Source organism: Edaphobacter flagellatus (assembly GCF_025264665.1).
GTDB classification, from domain to species: Bacteria; Acidobacteriota; Terriglobia; order Terriglobales; family Acidobacteriaceae; genus Edaphobacter; species Edaphobacter flagellatus.
Genome location: NZ_CP073697.1, coordinates 414,050 through 434,439, shown reverse-complemented (window position 1 = coordinate 434,439; position 20,390 = coordinate 414,050). Strand labels below are relative to the sequence as shown.

16 protein-coding genes are annotated in these 20,390 nt (G+C 55.4%); 8 read left to right on the top strand and 8 right to left on the bottom strand.

The features are described from left to right. Positions 1-34 precede the first annotated feature (34 nt). From KFE13_RS01795 to KFE13_RS01780, 4 genes are all read left to right on the top strand, one after another. Positions 35-970, top strand: a complete 936-nt coding sequence (locus KFE13_RS01795; protein ID WP_390891609.1) for an ABC transporter ATP-binding protein — start codon at positions 35-37, stop codon at positions 968-970. A 326-nt stretch (positions 971-1,296) separates the two neighbouring features. After that, entirely contained in the window at positions 1,297-2,805 is a 1,509-nt protein-coding gene (locus KFE13_RS01790; protein ID WP_390891596.1) for a sugar transferase, read from the top strand. A gap of 41 nt (positions 2,806-2,846) precedes the next feature. Further along, positions 2,847-4,523 (top strand): NAD+ synthase, encoded by a 1,677-nt coding sequence (locus KFE13_RS01785; protein ID WP_260705413.1) that lies wholly within the window; start codon positions 2,847-2,849, stop codon positions 4,521-4,523. A gap of 48 nt (positions 4,524-4,571) precedes the next feature. Continuing rightward, positions 4,572-5,612, top strand: coding sequence for a DsbA family protein (locus tag KFE13_RS01780; RefSeq protein ID WP_260705412.1), 1,041 nt, complete (start codon positions 4,572-4,574; stop codon positions 5,610-5,612). A gap of 65 nt (positions 5,613-5,677) precedes the next feature. On the opposite strand, the gene KFE13_RS01775 is transcribed toward KFE13_RS01780, so the two are convergent. Next, positions 5,678-6,988 (bottom strand): NCS2 family permease, encoded by a 1,311-nt coding sequence (locus tag KFE13_RS01775; RefSeq protein WP_260705411.1) that lies wholly within the window; start codon positions 6,986-6,988, stop codon positions 5,678-5,680. Between the two features lie 182 nt (positions 6,989-7,170). Between KFE13_RS01775 and KFE13_RS01770 the strand changes: the two genes are divergently transcribed. Further along, positions 7,171-7,665: an AI-2E family transporter gene (locus KFE13_RS01770; RefSeq protein WP_260705410.1), complete on the top strand. Its 495-nt coding sequence runs from the start codon at positions 7,171-7,173 to the stop codon at positions 7,663-7,665. A 2-nt stretch (positions 7,666-7,667) separates the two neighbouring features. Here the strand turns inward: KFE13_RS01770 and KFE13_RS01765 are convergent, their stop codons facing one another. Next, the gene (locus KFE13_RS01765) at positions 7,668-9,470 is read right to left on the bottom strand and encodes an ABC transporter permease (protein ID WP_260705409.1); all 1,803 of its coding nucleotides are present in this window, start codon (positions 9,468-9,470) and stop codon (positions 7,668-7,670) included. After that, entirely contained in the window at positions 9,467-10,813 is a 1,347-nt protein-coding gene (locus KFE13_RS01760; protein ID WP_260705408.1) for an ABC transporter ATP-binding protein, read from the bottom strand. Before KFE13_RS01760 ends, KFE13_RS01765 begins: the two co-directional genes overlap by 4 nt. Before the next feature lie 149 nt (positions 10,814-10,962). On the opposite strand from KFE13_RS01760, the gene KFE13_RS01755 reads away from it, so the two are divergent. Then, a complete protein-coding gene (locus KFE13_RS01755; RefSeq protein ID WP_260705407.1) occupies positions 10,963-11,361 on the top strand; it encodes a response regulator in 399 nt (132 codons plus the stop codon). 45 nt (positions 11,362-11,406) lie between these two features. Here the strand turns inward: KFE13_RS01755 and KFE13_RS01750 are convergent, their stop codons facing one another. Genes KFE13_RS01750 through KFE13_RS01730 form a run of 5 tightly spaced genes read right to left on the bottom strand, consistent with a single transcriptional unit; the run spans position 11,407 to position 17,774 of the window. After that, positions 11,407-12,000 carry an LbetaH domain-containing protein gene (locus KFE13_RS01750; protein ID WP_260705406.1) on the bottom strand — a complete coding sequence of 198 codons (594 nt, stop codon included), beginning with the start codon at positions 11,998-12,000 and terminating at the stop codon, positions 11,407-11,409. A gap of 8 nt (positions 12,001-12,008) precedes the next feature. Further along, complete coding sequence (locus tag KFE13_RS01745; RefSeq protein WP_260705405.1) at positions 12,009-13,196, bottom strand: glycosyltransferase; 1,188 nt, start codon at positions 13,194-13,196, stop codon at positions 12,009-12,011. 34 nt (positions 13,197-13,230) lie between these two features. After that, positions 13,231-14,508: a glycosyltransferase family 4 protein gene (locus tag KFE13_RS01740; RefSeq protein ID WP_260705404.1), complete on the bottom strand. Its 1,278-nt coding sequence runs from the start codon at positions 14,506-14,508 to the stop codon at positions 13,231-13,233. Positions 14,509-14,538: 30 nt separating this feature from the next. Beyond that, positions 14,539-15,534 (bottom strand): polysaccharide biosynthesis/export family protein, encoded by a 996-nt coding sequence (locus KFE13_RS01735; RefSeq protein WP_260705403.1) that lies wholly within the window; start codon positions 15,532-15,534, stop codon positions 14,539-14,541. Beyond that, positions 15,531-17,774 (bottom strand): GumC family protein, encoded by a 2,244-nt coding sequence (locus tag KFE13_RS01730; RefSeq protein WP_260705402.1) that lies wholly within the window; start codon positions 17,772-17,774, stop codon positions 15,531-15,533. The genes KFE13_RS01735 and KFE13_RS01730 overlap by 4 nt, the downstream gene beginning before the upstream one ends. A gap of 149 nt (positions 17,775-17,923) precedes the next feature. Between KFE13_RS01730 and KFE13_RS01725 the strand changes: the two genes are divergently transcribed. Both KFE13_RS01725 and KFE13_RS01720 read left to right on the top strand, forming a co-directional pair. Then, positions 17,924-19,336 (top strand): UDP-glucose dehydrogenase family protein, encoded by a 1,413-nt coding sequence (locus tag KFE13_RS01725; RefSeq protein WP_260705401.1) that lies wholly within the window; start codon positions 17,924-17,926, stop codon positions 19,334-19,336. A 108-nt stretch (positions 19,337-19,444) separates the two neighbouring features. Next, on the top strand, positions 19,445-20,383 hold the full coding sequence (locus tag KFE13_RS01720; protein WP_260705400.1) for a UDP-glucuronic acid decarboxylase family protein: 939 nt from the start codon (positions 19,445-19,447) through the stop codon (positions 20,381-20,383). The last annotated feature ends 7 nt before the right edge of the window (positions 20,384-20,390 follow it).

Here is a 20,390-nt window from a genome sequence, read left to right as displayed (position 1 = left end):
TGCCGGGCATGCTTCAATACATGAAGAGGATATGATGACGGGCGATACGACACCGCAACCTGAACAAGACGCCACAGAGCATCAGCCCGATGACCAGAACTCGCTGACAGCGGACGTCTCACCGGATGTTGCTCCGCTGGTGGAAGAGTTTATGGATCAGGCAGCGCAGCAGAACGAAGCTGCGGCAGAGGCAGTCGGCGAGGTTCGTAATAAGCCTGCGCCCTATATCTCGTTCGAACATGTCTGGAAGTCATTTGGCAAGTTTGTTGTTCTGGAAGATGTTAGTTTTTGCGTTATGCCAGGCGAGACGCTGTGCATTCTTGGCCGCAGCGGTGTAGGTAAGTCGGTGTCGTTGCAGATGTTGATGGGATTTTTAAAGCCCGATCGTGGCACGATCCGCGTCGCCGGAGACGATATTGCAGGCTATACAGAGTCAGAGATGCAGGCCGTTCGCCGCAAGGTAACGATGGTCTTTCAGAATGGAGCTCTTTTCGATTCGATCTCTGTTGGCGAGAACGTTGCCTTCCCGTTGCGTGAGCGTGGAGACCTTTCAGAAGAGCAGATACTGCAGGTTGTTAAAGGACTGCTTGAGATGGTAGGTGTGGCTGGAATGGAAGACCTGTTGCCATCTGATCTATCGACCGGAATGAAGCGGTCGGTTGCGATTGCCCGCGCCCTTGCATCGCAGCCGGAGGCAATTCTCTACGATGAGCCGACGACCATGGTGGACCCGATGATGGCCCATCTGCTGGGAGATCTGATTGAGCGGCTTAAGCAACAACTCCACCTGACCAGCATCGTTGTAACGCACGATATGCGCTTCGCTAAAAAACTGGCTGATCGCGTTGTTTTTCTTCATGCTGGCCGGGCGCATTTTTTTGGAACGATGGAAGAGATGGAGAAGAGCGACGATCCGATTTTGAAAGAGTTCCTGTCGCTGGATGAACTTGTGATGCCTACGACGGAATAATAAATAATCGTTACAAAGGTTCCTTTTCTGGCAACCCTTAGCGCTCCAAATCAATCACACATAAGTGTCATCTCATGCTGTAAATACAACGTTTATCGCATAGATAACTACTTCTGAGTAGTTTGCTAAACTTAACCTCGTGCAGATATTCTGCAAGCAGGCAGTGGGTGTAACTGCCTTGGGTTTACTAAGTCCTAGACAACTTCGCAAGCTTAGTTGTGTTTCTTTGTAGTGTCTTTACTGGAAATGTTCGTCCTGCAGGCAGTATCGGGCGGTGCATAACCGGTTTTTTGCCTGGTACAAGTGGTCAGAGGCGTTCGGTAATTATGGCGACACCAGATTATCTACAACAGGTTATTGTGTCTGGGCGTAGAGCGAAAGAAAACCGTGCGCAATCAACGGTTTTCGGTATATTCCGCCGCCCATCGGTGACAAGCCTTGTCTGGGCTTCGCTGGATCTGATGACGGTCGTAGTCGCAGGTGTTCTGGCTGTAAGGCTTCATATCGCCGGGCCTGCCGGAACTTCAGTTTCTGAGGTTGCTCCACACCTGATTCAGGCTTCCCCGCGTGCTCTGGCTCTCTATCTGGGCTGGTTTGCTATCTGCGTCATCTTTTTTACTCGCTCGTATGGGCTATACGGTCCTATTCAGCATCGCAGTGGTTTACATGAGCAGAGAATGACGATTCAGGGGGCATTGACCTCCGGTTTGCTTCTGTGCGGTGCGCTCTACGTGTTTGAAGGCGCGGCGATCTCACGCGGAGTGGTGATTCTGACCGTAATCCTGTCGACCGTCTTGTTGTGTGTGCGTCGTGCGCTGTGGCGTCGCGTGGTCTATCGCCGGTGCCGCGAAGGTATTGAAACCAGAAACGTTTTGATTGTCGGAGCAGGCCGCGTCGCTCATGCCTTACGCAATCATCTGGATTCGCTGGAGCATCTTGGATTCCGTTTCAAAGGATTTGTAGCTCTGACGGAGCGTGAGGCAGAGAGTGGCGATGCAGACGTTATTGGCGATGTGCGTAACTGCCTTTCGCTTGCCCGCTCCTTGTTCGTAGATGAGATCTTCTTTTCTGTGCCCGCCGATAAAAAGCTGGTGATTGGCATGGTGGAAGAGGCACGTCAGGCGGGAATCGATGTACGGGTTGTGCCTGACCTTTATGACGGACTTGCCTGGAACGCGCCGGTTGAATACATCGGTCAGTTCCCGACGATTCCTTTACATCGCCGTGATTTTCCTCGTGGAGCATTCCTGTTCAAGCGTGTGCTGGACATCACGGTTTCCGTCATTGCCTTGACGCTGCTTGCTCCTATCATGCTTGTGATTGCGATTGCCATCCGCATGGACTCCAAAGGGCCGATCTTCTATCGCGCGCAACGCATTGGGCGTAAAGGGCGGACGTTTGCCTGCTTCAAATTCCGCACGATGGTGCAGAATGCCGACAAGTTGAAAGAGCAGCTGGCGCATATGAACGAGCGCGACAGCGTTTTGTTCAAGATTACAAATGATCCCCGCATTACGCGTATTGGTGCTTTCCTTCGGAAATATTCTCTTGATGAGCTGCCGCAGTTTTACAACGTTCTGCTGGGCGATATGAGCCTGGTTGGTCCGCGGCCGCCCATTGCGAACGAGGTGGAGCAGTACGATCTTTCGCATCTGCGGCGTCTCAACGTCCTTCCTGGGATTACCGGGCTTTGGCAGGTTGAGGCACGACAGGACCCTTCGTTCGACAGCTATATCTCACTCGATACGGCTTATGTGGAGAATTGGAGTCTGTGGCTGGATATGAAGATTCTTGCCCGCACTCTGGGGGTAGTTTTCAGTGGTACGGGAAGTTAGGCAGATTCCTCTGCAATGACCGCAGGCGTTAGACTTGAAGTGTGAAGATAGCTCTGGCGCAGATAAACCCGACGGTGGGGGACTTCACCGGGAACACAAAGAAGATTCTAGAATTTGCGAATCGGGCGGCCGAACAAAAGGCCGACCTCGTCGTCTTTCCTGAACTGTCGGTATGTGGGTACCCCCCGGCAGATTTTCTTGAGAAAAAAGCTTTTGTTGCGCGCGCCGAAGAAGCTCTGGATGAGATCGCGGCATGGACGTCTGCGAGCAACCGGCCTGCCTTGTTGGTGGGCTGTGTGATGGCTGCGAATGGGGCTATCGGCAAGCGCGTGCGTAACGTTGCCGTGCTGCTCAAGGGGGGGAAGCGCGTTTTTGTGCAGCAGAAGATGCTCCTGCCCTTCTACGATGTTTTCGATGAACAGCGCTACTTTGAGCCGGCGACGTCGCAGTCGCTCACCTCCGTAGGCGAGCAGCCGATCGCGATCACGGTGTGTGAGGACGCCTGGAACGATAAGAATTTCTGGCCTCGGCAGCTCTACTCCGTTGATCCGGTCGATACTCTGATGCAGCAGTGGCAGTCGCAGGGGATTGAGCTCGCTGGCCATCCACGGATCATCGTGAATATCTCTGCGTCGCCGTTCTGGCAGGGCAAGCCGCTTGTTCGCCAAAAGATGCTGGCCGCAATTGCAGAGCGGCATAAGGCCTATGTCCTGATGGTGAATCAGGTGGGGGGCAATGATGGTCTGGTTTTCGATGGCTCTTCGATCATGCTTTCGCCCACAGGCGAGGTCATTGCTCGTGGGGCATGCTTTGCCGAAGACCTTGTTGTCGTCGATACGGATAAGCCCTCACGGGCTGTTCCAGTAGCTTGTGATGACACGGCGGAGATCTGGCAGGCGATGGTTGTGGGCACGAGAGACTATGTTCGGAAGTGTGGCTTCAGCAAGGTGCTGGTCGGGCTAAGCGGTGGCATCGACTCGGCATTGGTCGCTGCGATAGCGGTTGAGGCATTGGGCGCAGAAAACGTTATAGGGGTCGGCATGCCGACCGAATTTTCGTCGCTGGGCTCGATTGAAGATGCGCGAAGCCTGGCGAAAAATCTTGGTATTCGCTTTGAGCTCCTGCCGATTCATGATGTTTTTGCTCAGTTTCAGAAGGTGCTGGAGCCGTTGTTTAAAGAAACTGCATTCGGTCTTGCGGAAGAGAATCTGCAGCCACGCATCCGCGGAACGTTGTTGATGGCGCTTTCGAACAAATTCGGCGCTCTCGTGTTGACGACAGGCAATAAGAGCGAGATGGCCGTTGGCTACTGCACGCTGTATGGCGATATGGTGGGCGCACTTGCTGTCATCGGGGACGTCTATAAGACACGCGTTTATGCGCTCTCCCGCTATGTGAATCGTCAACGAGAGATTATTCCACGTAATACGCTGGAGAAGCCTCCTTCGGCAGAGTTGCGTCCGGGGCAGCTCGATACGGATTCGCTGCCGCCCTACGAGGTTCTCGATCCGATTCTGGAGGCTTATGTAGAACGTTATCTCTCGGCGGAGCAGATTGCGCAGGAGCAGAACGTGGATGTGACGCTTGTTCGTTCGGTGCAGAAGCTGGTTGAGCAGAGTGAGTACAAGCGTCAGCAAGCGGCGCCGGTATTGAAAGTTACGCAAAAATCGTTTGGCACGGGACGCAGATTTCCCATCGCCGTCAAAGTTCAGGTCTAATTATTTATGCGAAGCCCGCATTTGCGAAGCGGTAAAAGGAAGGTTCTTTTGAAGAAGAGTGCAATTGTTCTCATCCTGGCATTGGCGCCGGTTTTCGGCGCATTCACGGTACTGGCTCAGTCGGCAGCTCCTGCACAGGCGCCTGCATCAGCCCCCAAGCCGCTGCAGCTCCAGTCCTTGGACCCGACGGCTCGTCCTGATCCTTTTCCTCCGGTAAATCCGAAGTTCTTTACGGCATCGTCGCCTACCGTCGATACCGTTAATGCGTTTTTGAAGTCGTTGTGGGGGTACGATCCAAACCGTATTTGGAGAGTGGCTGCGATCCAAACGACATCAGCTCCCAATGTCAGCAAAGTTGTTGTTTTCGTCTCGGACAAAGGGCCGAATGCGAAGGTGGGTACTACGTCCTTTTTCGTAACGCCGGATGGCAAACATGCGATTGTCGATGCGGCGAACGTCATCTCGTTTGGGCCGACTCCGTTTGCCGATACGCGCAAACTGTTACAGGACCGTGCTGATGGTGCGTATCGCGGTTCGTCGAACAAAGATCTGATGCTGGTAGAGTTCGCCGACCTGCAGTGCCCGCACTGCAAAGAGGCGCAGGCTACGATGGACCGATTGGCGCAGGACTTTCCGAATGCTCGGATCGTCTTCCAGAACTTTCCGATTGCGGAGCTGCATCCCTTTGCCTTCAAGGCTGCCGCATATGGTTACTGCGTGACGAAGCAGAACAACGACGCCTTTTTTGCTTATGCTGCCGATGTCTTCGACAAGCAGGCTGCTCTCACACCGGATACTGGGGACCAGACGCTGAAGGATGCCGTGACCAAGGCAGGATTGAATCCGGCTGCTATCGATAGCTGCGCTGCGACCGAGGACACGAAGAAGGCTGTCGAGGGCTCGATCAAGCTGGCACAGGATGCATCGGTGGAGCAGACTCCAATGCTTGCTGTGAACGGACATCTGCTGCCATTGACCGGCGTTCCATACGAGACGTTGAAGGCAGTGATCTCATATCAGGCTGTGCAGGATGGCGTGAGTACGGGAGCGGCTCCGGCGCGTACGGCGCCTAGCCTGAATGCTCACTAATTCATCTCTCCAATGAGGAAAGCCCCGGATACCCACTCCGGGGCTTTCGTGTTTATGCAGGCGTATCATCCGCTGCGATGGAGCAGGAAAAACCGAAGGAGGAAGAGCGCTGCGAGCAGGTAGAGCATCCAGTTTGACCGGCGGCCACGGCCGGTGAGTAGTTCCAGGGCCGCGTAGCTGGTGAGTCCGAAACTGAGACCATCGGCGATGGACCAGGTGAGCGGGATCATGGTCACGGTGAGGAAGGCGGGGATGGCGATAACGGGCTCCGTCCACTCGATCTGACCGAGGCCAGTAAGCATAAGGCCGCCAACGAGAATGAGCGCGGGCGAAGTGGCGAAGCTGGGGATGACTCCGAGCAGAGGGGCGATGAAGAGAGAAACGGCAAAGAGAAGTCCGGTGATGATCGCCGTGACTCCGGTTCGCCCGCCAGCTGCGACTCCGGCAGAGGATTCGATATAGCTGGTGACGGTGCTGGTACCGGTGAGAGAGCCGACGATCGTTGCAGCGGCATCGGCGAAGAAGATACGGTTGAGCCGTGGAATGCGGTGATCGGGCGTGGTGAGATGAGCGCGGTTGGCGACGGCGACGAGTGTACCGATGTTGTCGAAGAGATCGACAAAGAGGAAGACAAAGACGATTTCTGCAGCGCCGATATTCAGTGCTGCCCGGATGTCGAGGTGAAATGCGGTCTCGCCGAGTGAAGAGAGGTGGTAGGGAAGTGGTTGCCAGTGAACCTGGCCGAAGAAAACGCCTGCAACGGTGGTTGTGAGTACGCCGATGAGCATGGCTGCTCGTACACGCAGGATCTGTAATGCAGCGATGAGAATGAGTCCGAAGAGGGCGAGCGCCGTTGTGGGAGCGCGAAGGTTCCCTAGCGTAACCGTGGTCGCCTGGCTGGTGGCGATGATGCCTGCGTTGCGAAAGCCAATGAAGGCAATGAAAAGGCCGATGCCTCCGGCAACCGCCGCATGCAGTTGATGGGGGATCGAGTTCATCAGCAATTGGCGTATGCCGGTAAAGGTGAGCACCAGAAAAATGACGCCGGAGAGGAAGACTGCTCCAAGGGCTGTCTGCCATGGAACATGCATGGCTTTAACGACGGTATAGGTGAAGTAGGCATTTAGCCCCATGCCGGGAGCCAGTGCAAGCGGGTAGTTCGCCAGGGCTCCCATGAGGATGCTGCCGAATGCGGCGCAGAGACAGGTCGCGGCCGTGACGGCTGCGATGGGCATTCCGGTCTCATGCAGAATGGCGGGGTTGACGAAGATGATGTACGCCATCGTGATGAAGGTCGTGAAACCAGCGAGAATCTCTGTGCGCCAGTTCGTACCCCGTGCCGAGAATCCAAAGTAGTGTTCGAGTTTTGAACGCATCCCGTTGTTGGTGCCCGTTCGTTAGAGTTGTGACGGTGTTTTCAGCATACTCGAGGGCTCAACGATATGAGCCGGAAGTCTCTGAGGAGATGACCTCATGATCGTCAAGATAATCGCCTAAAGAAAAGCTCTTGGTGTAACCTCAAGTCTTCAAACGTCCCTGCGATGAAGTGAGGGAGTATATGGTACAGAGATCCATGCAGGAGCAGTTAGGCACGGCAGGGCGGGCGTTGGCGAACTGGTGGCGAGCCGCGACACTGGATGCCTTAATTGTGGGCGTTTTGTGGCTGATTGGGTTGGAGCTGATTTGCGTGCCGCTGGCCCCGATGTGGGCGTTGTTGGGGGCAATGCTTCAGATTATTCCGGTGTACGGGAGCATGCTGGCTCTGGTCGGGCCGGTGCTGTCGGTGTTCTTCAAGGGATCGGACGACTGGTGGCGCCTGGGGCTGGTGCTGGGCCTCTATGGGTTGATCGTGGCGCTGGAGGGACTGGTGATCGCTCCGTATGTGCTGCACCGCACGACAAAGGTACCGTGGTGGGCGGCATTACTGGGGCCGATTGTGATGGGCTTCATCATTCCATTCTGGGGTGTATTGCTTGCGCCGCCGATGCTGGCGGTGATCTTTGCGTTTCGCAAACAGCCTGAAGTGAAGCCGCCGCAGGTCTCCGGGCCGTAGGCTCAGGCTCCGAGTTTGTAGCGGGTTTCGGCCAGGCGATAGAGTGGCCGCCAGACGAGGCGGTTGATGGTGACGACCATCATGGCCATAATGATCGTGGCAAGCAGAAGGATCTGAAACTGTCCTCTGTCAGTGGCAGCGCTGATGACCGCACCCAGGCCTACCGTCTGGAGTGTCTTGTTATTGATACGGAAGTATTCGGCAATGATGCTGGCGTTCCAGGCGCCTCCCGATGCGGTGACGAGTCCAGTGATGAGATAGGGGAAGATGCCTGGAAGGATAAGAGTGCGCCAGCGCTGGGCGGGAGTGAAGTGGAAGAGCTGGGAGACCTCGCGCAGGTCCGTAGGGATGGCCATGGCTCCAGCAATGACGTTGAAGAGGATGTACCATTGCGTGCCAAGCATCATGAGCGCGATGGAGCCGATGCCGAGTCCGCCGCCGAGTTTGATGAGCGCCAGCAGGATGACAGGGAAGAGTGCAGTCGCAGGGACAGAGGCTGCGATCTGCGCGAGAGGCTGGGCAATTCTCGCAAGTCGGGGATGAAAGCCGATGGCGACACCGGCGGGAATCGTCCAGGCGGAGGCGAGAAGAAGCGAGATATTGACGCGGAAGAAGGTTGCCGCCGCGCCCTTCATGATGCTGCCGAACTCTCCCCATGCAATCTGACGCAGTAGTGTGAGAGCGTGAAAGGCGGCATAGAGGATGGCGACGGCAATGAAGACAAGGACCGTACCACGCAGGATGCCGACGACGCGTTCGTGGCGATAGGTATCATCCTCGCTGGTAGGATGTTGCGCGGCCTGCTGCCTGCGTTCGTAGGCGAGGCGACGGCTCTTATCGACCCTGCGGTAGAAGGTTTCGGCAATGGGATCAAGAGTGTACTGCCTGATGGTGCGAATTCCGTGCGAATGCTGAAGGATGTGAAGCAAAGGCGAGTTGACGCGTGAGCCGGCTTCGACCTGCTCGAACTTGAACTTGTCGCTCCAGGCAATAATGGGACGCCAGATAAGCTGATCGGTGGCGACGATAATCGCAATCATGGTCACCAAACCCCAGATAATAGCAGGAGCGTTTCCAGTGCTGGCGGCAGTCTGCAGGTAGGAGCCAAGTCCCGGCAGACGGAAGTCGCGTGAACCGAGGACGAACATCTCGCAGGCCATGAGGAAGAACCATCCTCCCGCGACGGAGACCATAGAGTTCCAGACAAGGCCGATAGCGGCGTAGGGCAGCTCGAGTGAGAATAGACGTTGCCAGTGGGAAAACTTGTAGATGGTGGCTGCTTCACTGAGCTCGCGCGGAATGCTCTTGAGCGAGGAGTAGAAGCTGAAGGCCATGTTCCAGACCTGGCCGGTAAAGATGAGGACGATGGCTCCCATCTCGACGCCGATTTGGCGTGTGGGAAAGAGGGCGACCATGGCCAACATAACGCCGGGCAGAAAGCTGAGGACGGGAATGGACTGCAGGATGTCGAGCCCGGCGATCATGAGGGCTTCAATGCGCCGGTTATAGGCTGCCGTGTAGCCATAGGTGATGGCGAAGATAAGGCTGAGCAGGTAGGCAATGCCAATGCGCACGACCGAGTAGAAGGCATATCGCGGCAACGAGCGAGGGCTGAGCGAGATTGTGATCTCAGGGACAGGATGCCCGAACCAGTATTTGGCGAGTTGAACAACGCCATAGAAGCAGGCGAGCCCGATGCCCGCGACGCAAAGGTCGAGCACAAAGGGCCAGGTACGCTTAAGAACCTGCGCACGAGCCAGCGTCTCGCCCCGGACGTAACTGAAGCTGTCCGGAAGCCGGATCATGCGTCGATCTCCGCTTCGCTAGTCGTTTCAGGGTGCAGCGTCTCGGGCTGGATGAAGCGACGACGCGAGGCGTCGAAATCAAAGAGCTCAGCGTAACGACCCCAATTAATGGCGGTCTCTAGCTGGCGTAGCGTTTCGTCTTCGCTGAACTGTTCGTCGAGAACGTCGTGGAAGAACTCTTCAGAGACGCTCTTGTCGCTCTTGGCTTCGATCGCGCGAACGATCTGGCGAATGAGAAGAACGTTGTCGAGCGCAGCCGTACGGAAGAGCTCCTTCTGGCGAAGAATCTCGGAGTTGGCGTACTCGGCTCCGAGCGGCGTGATAACGGCATCGCCTTCGGTGATCTTGAGGAAGCCGAGGAGCTGGGCGGCATCGACAATCGGCAGCAGGTCGTCGATTTCAAAGGCCAAGTCGTCAGCGAGACGGTAGATATCGTCGCGTCCGTTGTGGTCGAGAAGCAGCTCGAGCAGACCGGCGATCCCTCCAGGGCGTGCGTGCGGCAGCATCTGATACTGCATGTGACGCTGGTCGCGTACCTTTTTACCTGTTGCCGTTTGCGGAAGCGCGGGAGGCTGTGCGTCGGGCTGCGTGAGTACCTTGTAAATGTAGTCGACGAGCTGCGTGAAGGCCGAGGCTTTGCGGTCGCGTGGATGTGCAAGGGAGACGCGGAAGTCGGTGCGGACATGGCCAGGGTTGCGTCCCAGGACGATGATGCGGTCCGCCAGCAGGACGGCCTCTTCAATGTTGTGTGTGACGATAAAGATGGCGCGTGTGGGAATGGTCTTGTTCTGCCAGAGCTCGAGGAGCTCGGAGCGCAGGTTCTCGGCGGTCAGCACGTCGAGCGCGGAGAAAGGCTCGTCCATGAAGAGGACCTCAGGCTCGACGACAAGGGCTCGAGCAAATCCGACCCGCTGCCGCATGCCGCCGGAGAGCTCCTTGGGATAGGCGGCCTGGAAGCCGTCGAGGCCGACTGTATCGAGAATCTTCAGGGAGCGCTTACGGCGCTCCGCGGGGTCCATGCCACGAGCTTTGAGTGGAGCTTCGACGTTCTCAAACACGGTGAGCCAGGGGAAGAGGGCGAAACTCTGGAAGACGATGGAGACGTTGACGTCGGCACTGGAGATGGGGCGGTCATGCCAGTAGACGGTTCCGGCGGAGGGAGTGGACAGACCGGTGAGCATGCGTAGCAGGGTCGATTTGCCGGAGCCTGAGGGACCGAGGAGCGCAACGATCTCTCCCTCACTGATGGTGAGGTCGGTGGGCGAGATGACCTGGATGCGGTTCTCGCTCGGCTGGGCATAGTACTTCTCGACCTGTTCGGCGCGTATGATCACTTGCTGCATAAAGACTCAGATTTACTGCGTAAAATGTATGAGGCTGAATTTGAAGGAGCTACTGTCCTAAGGCTACGAGGTCAGCGTATCATTAGTACATAGAAACATGGTAAAGCGACGCACGCGGATCGCATTGCAACGAATTCTTGAATATTTGAATGGGGAACACCGAACGCATGCCGGAGAGACCGTCCACGTCAGCTAAGCCCAAGGTTCTCGTCGCTGATGACGAGCAAGTAATCGCAAATACATTGGCTATTATCCTCAACCAGGCTGGGTTTGAGGCGCGTGCTGTTTTCAGCGGTGAGAAGGCCATCGAGATGCTCGACAGCTTTCAGCCGGACATGTTGATCAGCGACGTGATCATGACAGGGATGACTGGGATTGAGGCCGCAATCATCACGCGCTCTAAGCTGCCCAAGTGCAAAATTCTTCTCTTTTCAGGACAAGCGGCGACCGCGGATCTGCTGGAGAAGGCGCGCGAGCAAGGCCATGAGTTTGAGATATTGGCCAAGCCCGTCCATCCCACAGACCTTCTTGCAAAACTGCGCGGTTAGCCTCGGCAGATTCGGGCGGTTTTCGTTTCAAATAGCGTGGATTTTTTAATGTGAGTGCGGCCGGCGGTCTTTGACTTTGACTGCTGGCGAGCCTGCGTAGATGCTCCACGCATCAAGATTGCGTGTCGCCACGGAGCCGAGACCGAGGACAGCCCCTTCCGCCAGATTGACGCCTGGGGCGACGGAGGCGCGCGCGCAGACCCATGCATAGGGGCCGAGGGTCATGCGATATGCGATCAGCGGGAAGGCTGGATCGTCATAGTCGTGTGTTGCGCCGCAGAGGTAGGCCTGCTGGGAGAGGATCGCGTGAGAGCCTAATTCGACTGGCGCCGGGTTGTAGATCTCCGCTCCATCGGCTGCCGTGACTTGATCCGCGCAGATGAGGTTCCACGGCGCCCATATCTTTGAACCCGGATAAAAGTGGCAGTTTGGTCCCATGGTGGCTCCAAATAGACGAAGCAGGAAGGAGCGCCACGCATGGAATGGCCGCGGGGATGGACGATAGAAGAGAAGCCAGCAGATGTTCCAAACCATACGCCTGACGCGGCTACTGAGCGAAAAGGCGGGTCGCAGATACGGATCTGCCGCAGTGTCTTCGGAGATATGTTCAGCGGCGTTGTAGTGGACCTGTTTGGGCATAGTCGCAGTTACTGTTTCCCATTTGCAGAAATGGGTTCTTCCGGGTGAACTGTAGCCGATTCAAAGAGCCGGATGATCGCAATGGCATTTTCGCGCATATCGTAACGGCGATGGAAGCACTCATATGCGCGCTGTGACATGGCTTCACGCTCTTGCTGCGACATGGCAATCCAGCGATCAAGCAGGCGAATGGTGCCATCGAGCGTATCCTGCTCCATCAGGCCGGCTCCATCGTGAGCAATGTCCTCCGCGATGTTGACTTTGTCTGCCAGCAGGACAGGTTTTGCGCAACCAAGTGATTCCGCGACCGCAATGCCGAAGTTTTCCTGATGGGAAGGTAAAACGAAGACTTCGGAGGCATAGAATGCACCCCACTTTCCATCTCCTGTGATCATGCCCGGCCAATGGACACGATGGGCAATACCAAGCTTCTTCGCCATTGTCTGCAAAGTTGCAGTCCATTGCTGTTGATCTGGACCAGCCATGACAAGCTCAAGTTCCGGGTCCTTGGAGGCAACTTTGCTAAAGGCCTGAATGAGCATATCGCAGCCCTTCTTTTTATGAATGCGCCCGAGGAAGAGGAGGAAACGTTTGCCTCGCACCTCGGGGCATTTCTCGTAGAAGGCTTCTTTCAATATTTCAGAAGGTTTGTCAGGAGGGTTTTTAGCTCCGTATGGAACGACGTAGGGAGTCCAACGGTGCAGCCAGAAACTCTGTTCCGCTAAGCGTTTTTCAGCTGTTGAGGTAAATAGAACCCTATAAGCATCACGCAGAATGCGGTATTCCGCCGGGACCCAGTAGAGCCACTTCTTCAAGTGTTTTAGCGGGAAGGCATATTTGAAATAAGGGTCCAGCATGCCATGGGTAAAAACGACATACGGAGTATTGCCAGCCAGGGCACGCCAGGCAGCGAATCCACAATATTGCCATAGGCCATTCACGACAACGCCATCGAAGCGGCCACGATTCTTGATAAGCCAGGGTAGCAGCTTGGAATTAAAACCGTAGACAGTGCGCGTAGGCCCAAGTGCATGAACAGGAAAGCTGAAATCCCGCAGAAAGGGTGCTTCAGGATCGTCTAAGGTAACGACCTCACCCACATAGCCTATAGGGCCATAGCTCAGTAGCACACGAACTGATTCCACCGGGCCGCCTGCCTCTGGATTCAGCGTTGCAATGATGTGAAGGATCCGCATGGAGCGTTAAGCTTTCCTATTCGAGATTAGCAGTCTAGCAAGCGTAGTGAACCGGTTCGTGAGCAATCTTGCGTGTCACCGTAGCCAGGGCATTGCGCAGCCCTCTCACATCCTCTTCGAAGCTCCAGGAGCGGATCCTTGCGAGGGCCTGCTGTCCCATCTGTTGCGCAATATGCGGAGTAGCAAGTATACGGCTGAGAGCCGAAGCGAGAGCCTCAACATCTCCTGCCGGAAAAACTTCGCCTTCAATTCCAGGAGTGAGGAGATCGCGCTGACAGCCGACTTCATCTGTGACGACAACAGGTCGGCTTGCGTTCATGACCTCGTTGACGATGAGTCCCCAGGGTTCATGTCGGGAGGGTAGGACGAAGACCGAGCATAGATCGAAGAAGCGAGGTAATTCCGACTGATTTCGAAAACCACAGAATCGGATACTAGAGAAGCCCGTAGCACGTGCAGCTTGTTCGAGTGAAGCCCGCTCTTCTCCATCGCCTACGATAACGAGATAAGGATGCGGCTCAACACCTGGAGCCGGCGAGAGTCGTTTGTAGGCATCGAGAAGATCTCCACAACGCTTACGTGCCTGAAGCTTGGATGCAAACAGAATAACGGGGCGATCGGGATCGAGATTGAGATCAGACTGAAGCTGTTTGCGCGTTGCCGCGGCTTCGATGCTCCTTTTCTGAAAGTAGTCATTGTCGACGGCATACGGCATAAGGAAGCGCGGGAAGTTATCTCCCAGGTAATAGCGCCAGTAGTCATCGTTCAATGTACCGATGGGCAGAATCCCATCAACGAATTTTCCGAGGGCGCGGAAGAAGAGGTGCTTGGCTGCGAGCTTTCCACTGCTTCGCTCACGGTCACCAAGCCATGACTCTGCGCGCAGAAGCACGGGGATACCCAATGCGCGCGCCGCAAACATCGCGTGAAGGGAGTTGATACTGGCATAGCCGTGAACCCAAAGAGCATCGAAAGGGGCGTCGCCATCTTTCCCACGCAACCGGCTCAGGATGCCGTAATTAATCGGCGTTGTAGGGCTGACCGTTGCATTATCGCGGAGAGCAGGAAGAAACTCATATCGATAGCCATCGAGCAGAGGCACATCCCATTTGACGCCAACTCCGCCGAAGCCTTCATCCTTGTAACCTCGGACAGAGAAGTCGGAGCCAAAGAAAACGGTGAGGTCAATGTCCGGCTCACGTGCGATACGTCGCAGAAGCGGGGCTTGATACTGGATCGGATGACTGACCAGGTAAGCAAGCCGGACAGCATCTCTCTTCTTTTCCTGGGTTCGCTGGGGGAGGGAATCCATGATAGGCAGCAGAGTCCTTGAGTTATGTGATTATGGGCGAGCCGCGACGACGAGAAGCGAGCCGAGACCCATGAGTGTTCCAAGTCCTCCAGACTTGATGGCGCTCTTCATCAAAGAGCTTGGCAGGAAGACAATGTCATCAGCTTGAAGTACCGGGTCAGGATCCTTTCCGTTCATGACACGCTTGATATCAATATGAACCACCTTACGCTCTAGCCCAACGGTACGAATCAGACGCAGATCATTAAACTTGCCTTCGAAGGATGGCCCGCCGGAGACGGAGGCGGCCTGCATCAGGGTGAGTGGAGAATTAGGGGTTAACGGGACAAATCCCTGATTTTTAAAAGCGCCAATGACATAGATGCCGCCAGTACGCCCGACGATGATTGTATCTCCGGCGAAGATAGGAACATTGGCGCGTTCACTTTGAGCTGGGTCTGTACCAAGGTCGACGATAATGGGCTGATCGATCCCGGGCCTGTGAATGGTAATGATGTGGCTTGCAGTAGGCGGGAAGGGGCCAGCACCCGAAAGGACATCGATAAGCCGTTTTTGTCCGTGAATGGGGAGAATGGCATGGATTTCACCGCTGATTGTGACGATGGAATTTGGCGATTCGATCAACTGAATGCTGACCTGAGGATTACGGTACATACCCGCGTTGACCAGCATCTGCGCAATGCGATCCTGAGCCTCGTGCAGGGTTAGTCCTTCGACGGAGACGGTTCCAATCAGCGGGAGTTGGATGGCTCCATCGAGGCTTACCTGTGCCTGGGGTACATAGTCTGTTGCCCCATAGATGTGAACCGTGATGACATCTCCAGCCAAGAGGCGAGTTTCCCGGTTTTTGGGGTAAAGGATGTCAGGATCGGTTGTTGGCTTGATTGGCAGGTTGACCGGCGTCGATGGGCTAATAGATGGCCCGGAGAACTGAGCTCGCGCCTCAACCGCAAAAATGGAGAATAGAAACACCATCGCGAGCAGTAACAGGCGGCGATGCGCGAAGAGAAGTGAGAGTCTCATCATTTTGAATCCTCCACTTTCTCTTCGTTTCTGGCCGCAGACGATTCCCAGGAGCCAGCATCGGCACCAGCATAGCCGTACTGGGAATAGCCATAGTAGCCGTAGTACTCCGGAGAGCTGAGATCGACGGCATTCAGAACAATGCCAGTGACGGGCGCTCCAGAGCGGAAGAGGAGATCACGTGCGCGGCGGACGATGTGCTTACTGGATTTGCCGTGGCGGACGACCAGAATCACGGCGTCGGATTCGCGTGCCAGAATGACGCCGTCGGTGACGGAAAGAATTGGCGGCGAGTCAAGAATGATATGCGTGTAGAGCTGCCCACAATGCTCAAGCAGTTTGGACATTGCCTCAGAACTGAGCATCTCCGTAGGGAATGGAGGCACTGGGCCGCTGACGAGAATATCGAGATTCGGGACTTCAGGGATTTTCTGAATGGACTGTTCGAAAGTGGTGGCTCCAGTCAGAAGAGTGGTAAGGCCGACGCGTCCGTTGAGGCCAAATCGGTGATGGATGGTCGGCCTTCTGAGGTCGGCATCAATCACGAGTACACGCGCGTCTCCCTGTGCAAGGATGCAGGCCAGATTGCAGGTAGCTGTCGTTTTACCTTCGGACGGTGTTGCGCTGGTGAGCAGGATGTATTTTGGAGGATGGCCTGCAGTTGAAAGCAGAAGCGCAGTGCGCAGGGTACGAAACGCTTCGGCAAACTGCGATTTCGGCTGTGAGAGTGCGCCGATGTTACGCTGCGCTGTAGAAAGCGTAGCTTGGTCGGCTCCAGAGCGACGAGCGCGCGGGATGATCGCCAGCGAAGGAAGTTCGGTAATGGTTTCAATCTCGGTTACGCTGCGGAGGCCGGTATCCAGGCTTTCCATCAGGAAGGCGAGAATGATGCCTCCGATCAATCCAAAGATCAACGTGGTGAGAATAATGCTCGATTGAGGTTTGAGCAGAGGCGCGGCAGGAAGGAGCGCCTGATCGACAACGTCAATCTCCAGCGATTCAAGGCCGGCTTGGACATCAGCGGTACGCAGGCGCTGTAGCAGGCCTTCATACAGATTGCGGTTGGACTCAAAGTCGCGTTGCGCGATCGTGTATTCGACAAGATCGTCGCGAAGCTTGTAGGCATCAGACTTCTGAGCTTCAAGTGCTGCTGTTGTCTGATCTTCATTGGTGCGGGCTGCCAGGTAAACCTGCTTGGCCTGCAGCAGAAGCCGCTGCTCCTCGGCATCGATCTCGCGGGTGAGCTCGTCTATCTGTGCTTTCTGCGCTTTCGACTGCGGGTGATTGGGCCCTAAGGTGGACTCCATCTGAGCAAAAGTTGCCTTTGCTGTAGCCAGCTGGGAGCGCAAGCCATTCAGGCCGACCGGAGTCGTTCCGGGAACAACATCGATGGATCCTTCAATAGAGTTCGGATCCATGCCTGCCAACATGCGGTAACGTGACTCCGCAATAATGCGAGAGATGCGTGCGTCGTTCGCTGCTTTCGACAGTTGTTCGATCGAAGCATTGATCTGGCTATGGTTGGGATCAAAGCCGAGGATGCCAAGGCGTTTCTGCAGGTCCATGACATGCTCTTGCGAAGTCTGGACCTGCTGCTTCAGATCATCGAGCTGGCTGGAGAGCCAATTGGAGACGCGGCGTGTAGAAGCAAAACGAGTCTCGAAGCTTCGCTGAACATAGGCTGCGATGACCTTGTTGACAATATCCGATGCCAGCTTCGCGCTGAGTGACGTATAGCTGATGCGGATGATGTCGGTCTTCGGAACCTGCGATACATGCAGATTGCTCTGTAACTGATGAACGGTCTGCTGGCGTACCTGCGGCGTGTCAAGAGATGCACGTGGAACCGGGGCAGGGTGCCCCAGAAAGTCAGGATTGTTGGCGAGATCCATCTCGCGAGCGACAGTGAGCATGAGCGTGTCGCTTTGCAGAATGGCAACCTCGGTCAGCATCTTCGAGCCTTCGACTGAGCTGCTCTGGATGGCGCTTACGCGATACTCATTAGAAGAACCTGTCCTTACCTGGATTCTGCCAAAGGCTTCATAGATACGAGGTTGCGTCTCAGCTTTGTAAATGCCATAGACCAGACTGATCAGCAAACAGGCAATAACTATCCATCGTCGCTTTCTGAGGGTAATCAGCGCCTCGGAGAGCGTCGTGTCGGTAACCGCCGTGCTAAAGGCCGGGGTCGGGGAGTCAGGCGTGCCCGTAGAGGGCGGTGTCTGCGCGATATGCGGACCCATTGGCACTAGTCTATCAAGACCTCGAGCAGAGTCAGGTGAAGAAAATAAAGAATGCCCAGGTAACCCTCTCTATTCATTGAAAATGCATCAGACTAATTTATGCTTTTTAATAGCAGCATTAAAGCTGCAAATGTACTCCCCAAAACACTATGAGTAAATCTATTTCAATTGCAGTTGTTGGCTCTGGATACGTGGGTCTTGTAGCAGCGGTCTGTTTTGCTGAGATGGGACACGAGGTCATCTGTGTGGATAACGACGAGCGCAAGGTTGTTGCGCTGCAGGGCGGCGACACCCTGATCCACGAGCATTATCTCCCGGAACTTCTCTCCAGATACCGTAATGGACGTGTTCGTTTTACGACAGATCTGGCCGATGCAACCAGGAAGTGTGCAGCGATCTTTATTGCGGTCGGAACTCCTCAGAGCGAAACTGGCGATGCGGACCTTTCTTATGTAGAGGCCGTGGCTTGTGAGATCGCACGCTCGATTGACAGCTATAAAGTGATTGTCGAGAAGAGCACGGTTCCGGTGTATACGAACGAGTGGATCAGCCGCGCTATGGAGCGTAACGGCGTCGATCATAGCTTGTTCGACGTGGTTTCAAACCCGGAGTTTCTGCGTGAGGGAACAGCTGTAGCCGACTTCCTTCATCCGGACCGTATTGTCGTAGGAGCGGATAGCGAGCGCGCCGGCGCCATCCTGAAAGACATCTATGCTCCGCTGACGAACGGTGAATATTATCAGCGTGCGGATGGTATTCCTGGCTTCTGCAGCGTTTCCGAGCCACCTCCTTTGCTGATGACTTCGACTAAGAGCGCAGAGATCATCAAACATGCATCGAACGCATTTCTTGCAATGAAGATTTCGTTCATCAATGCTGTCTCGAATCTCTGTGAGGCCGCAAACGCGAACGTGGAACAGGTTGCTAAGGGCATGGGGCTGGATACCCGTATAGGCCCGAAGTTTCTCCGTCCGGGCATTGGCTACGGCGGATCATGCTTTCCGAAAGATGTAGCGGCTTTTCGTTCCGTAGCCGATCAGATGGGTGTGGACTTCAGCTTGTTGAGCGAAGTGGAAAAGATTAATGCTCAGCAGAAGAAGCGCTTTGTCAGCAAGGTGCGTTCGGCGCTATGGAACCTTCGCGGTAAGAAGCTGGGTGTGCTTGGCTTAGCGTTCAAGGGCGAGACGGACGATATCCGCGAGTCACCCGCCATCGAGATCGTCAAGATGCTTCTCGCGGAGGGGTGTTCCATCTCCGCCTTTGATCCGGCCGCAGCAAAACGCACGGAGCAGATTCTACCGGCGAGTGCCACGCTGCGTTATGTGGACGAAGCGTACGACGCGGCAGCCGATGCCGACGCATTATTGATCCTTACAGATTGGCCGGAGTTTGCAGAGCTTGACCTCAAGCGGCTGAATCAGGCACTCCGTTACCCCATCGTGATTGATGGACGTAACCTGTATGACCCGCACGCGATGACTGAGCATGGATTTACCTATCTCAGTGTCGGCAGGCCGGCAGCATACCCGGTCCGCGATCTGGCCTCGGCACCGTCGAGATAATCGGGGCTCAATGACGCGATTTGCGCCAAAACCGAAACCGTATACGACCATACCGGCCACAGGGGCCGCATCGCTGGCCTCGTCTATTTGAGACACAGAAAGGTATTCATGGCGTCGCAAACCATTCTTGTAACGGGAGCAGCAGGGTTTCTAGGGTCGCATCTGTGCGACACTCTGCTGGCTGAAGGGCATCATGTCATTGGCGTTGATAATCTGTCGACCGGAAACCGGGCGAATCTGAATCATCTCTCGGGAGAGCCTAGATTTCGCTTCATCGAGCAGGACATTACAAAGGCTTTCGACCCGGGAAAGGTCGACTATGTTTTCAACCTTGCTTCGCCTGCGAGTCCGGTCGATTACACCCGCTTGGGCATTGAGACGCTGCATGTTGGTTCTTCGGGAACCTTCAACACACTTGACGTTGCACGAAAGTACAACGCCGGATACCTACATGCCTCAACATCAGAATGCTACGGAGATCCCGAAGTTCATCCGCAGGTTGAAACGTACTGGGGCAATGTGAACCCGATTGGGCCACGCTCGGTGTATGACGAAGCCAAGCGATTCTCCGAGGCTGCAGTGATGGCGTATCACCGCTACTATGGTGTCAATACGCATCTGGTTCGCATCTTTAATACGTATGGTCCGCGGCTGCAGGCGAACGATGGCCGCGTTATCTCCAACTTCATGATTCAGGCTCTGCAGGGCGAGCCGCTGACGATATACGGGGATGGCTCACAAACGCGCAGCTTCTGCTATGTCTCCGACTTGATCGAGGGTATCGTGCGTCTCTCTCGTTCCGACGAACACCTGCCGGTGAACATTGGCAATCCCATCGAGTGGACGATTCTGGAGTGCGCGCACGAGGTGCTTGCCGTTACAGGCTCGAAGTCCGAGATCGTTCGTAAGCCTCTGCCGCAGGACGATCCTACGCGCCGCCGCCCGGATATTACCCGTGCTAAAACTCTGCTTGGGTGGGAGCCAAAGGTTCCACTGCGTGAAGGACTGGAGCGGTCACTGGAGTACTTCAAAGCCAGCACGAAGTAAGGATGCC

Coding starts and splice junctions, on each gene's coding strand:
- KFE13_RS01735 (WP_260705403.1), bottom strand. CDS start 15,534: ATGATGAGACTCTCACTTCTCTTCGCGCATCGCCGCCTGTTACTGCTC.
- KFE13_RS01770 (WP_260705410.1), top strand. CDS start 7,171: ATGGTACAGAGATCCATGCAGGAGCAGTTAGGCACGGCAGGGCGGGCG.
- KFE13_RS01755 (WP_260705407.1), top strand. CDS start 10,963: ATGGGGAACACCGAACGCATGCCGGAGAGACCGTCCACGTCAGCTAAG.
- KFE13_RS01760 (WP_260705408.1), bottom strand. CDS start 10,813: ATGCAGCAAGTGATCATACGCGCCGAACAGGTCGAGAAGTACTATGCC.
- KFE13_RS01740 (WP_260705404.1), bottom strand. CDS start 14,508: ATGGATTCCCTCCCCCAGCGAACCCAGGAAAAGAAGAGAGATGCTGTC.
- KFE13_RS01775 (WP_260705411.1), bottom strand. CDS start 6,988: ATGCGTTCAAAACTCGAACACTACTTTGGATTCTCGGCACGGGGTACG.
- KFE13_RS01725 (WP_260705401.1), top strand. CDS start 17,924: ATGAGTAAATCTATTTCAATTGCAGTTGTTGGCTCTGGATACGTGGGT.
- KFE13_RS01765 (WP_260705409.1), bottom strand. CDS start 9,470: ATGATCCGGCTTCCGGACAGCTTCAGTTACGTCCGGGGCGAGACGCTG.
- KFE13_RS01720 (WP_260705400.1), top strand. CDS start 19,445: ATGGCGTCGCAAACCATTCTTGTAACGGGAGCAGCAGGGTTTCTAGGG.
- KFE13_RS01750 (WP_260705406.1), bottom strand. CDS start 12,000: ATGCCCAAACAGGTCCACTACAACGCCGCTGAACATATCTCCGAAGAC.
- KFE13_RS01730 (WP_260705402.1), bottom strand. CDS start 17,774: ATGGGTCCGCATATCGCGCAGACACCGCCCTCTACGGGCACGCCTGAC.
- KFE13_RS01790 (WP_390891596.1), top strand. CDS start 1,297: ATGGCGACACCAGATTATCTACAACAGGTTATTGTGTCTGGGCGTAGA.
- KFE13_RS01745 (WP_260705405.1), bottom strand. CDS start 13,196: ATGCGGATCCTTCACATCATTGCAACGCTGAATCCAGAGGCAGGCGGC.
- KFE13_RS01795 (WP_390891609.1), top strand. CDS start 35: ATGACGGGCGATACGACACCGCAACCTGAACAAGACGCCACAGAGCAT.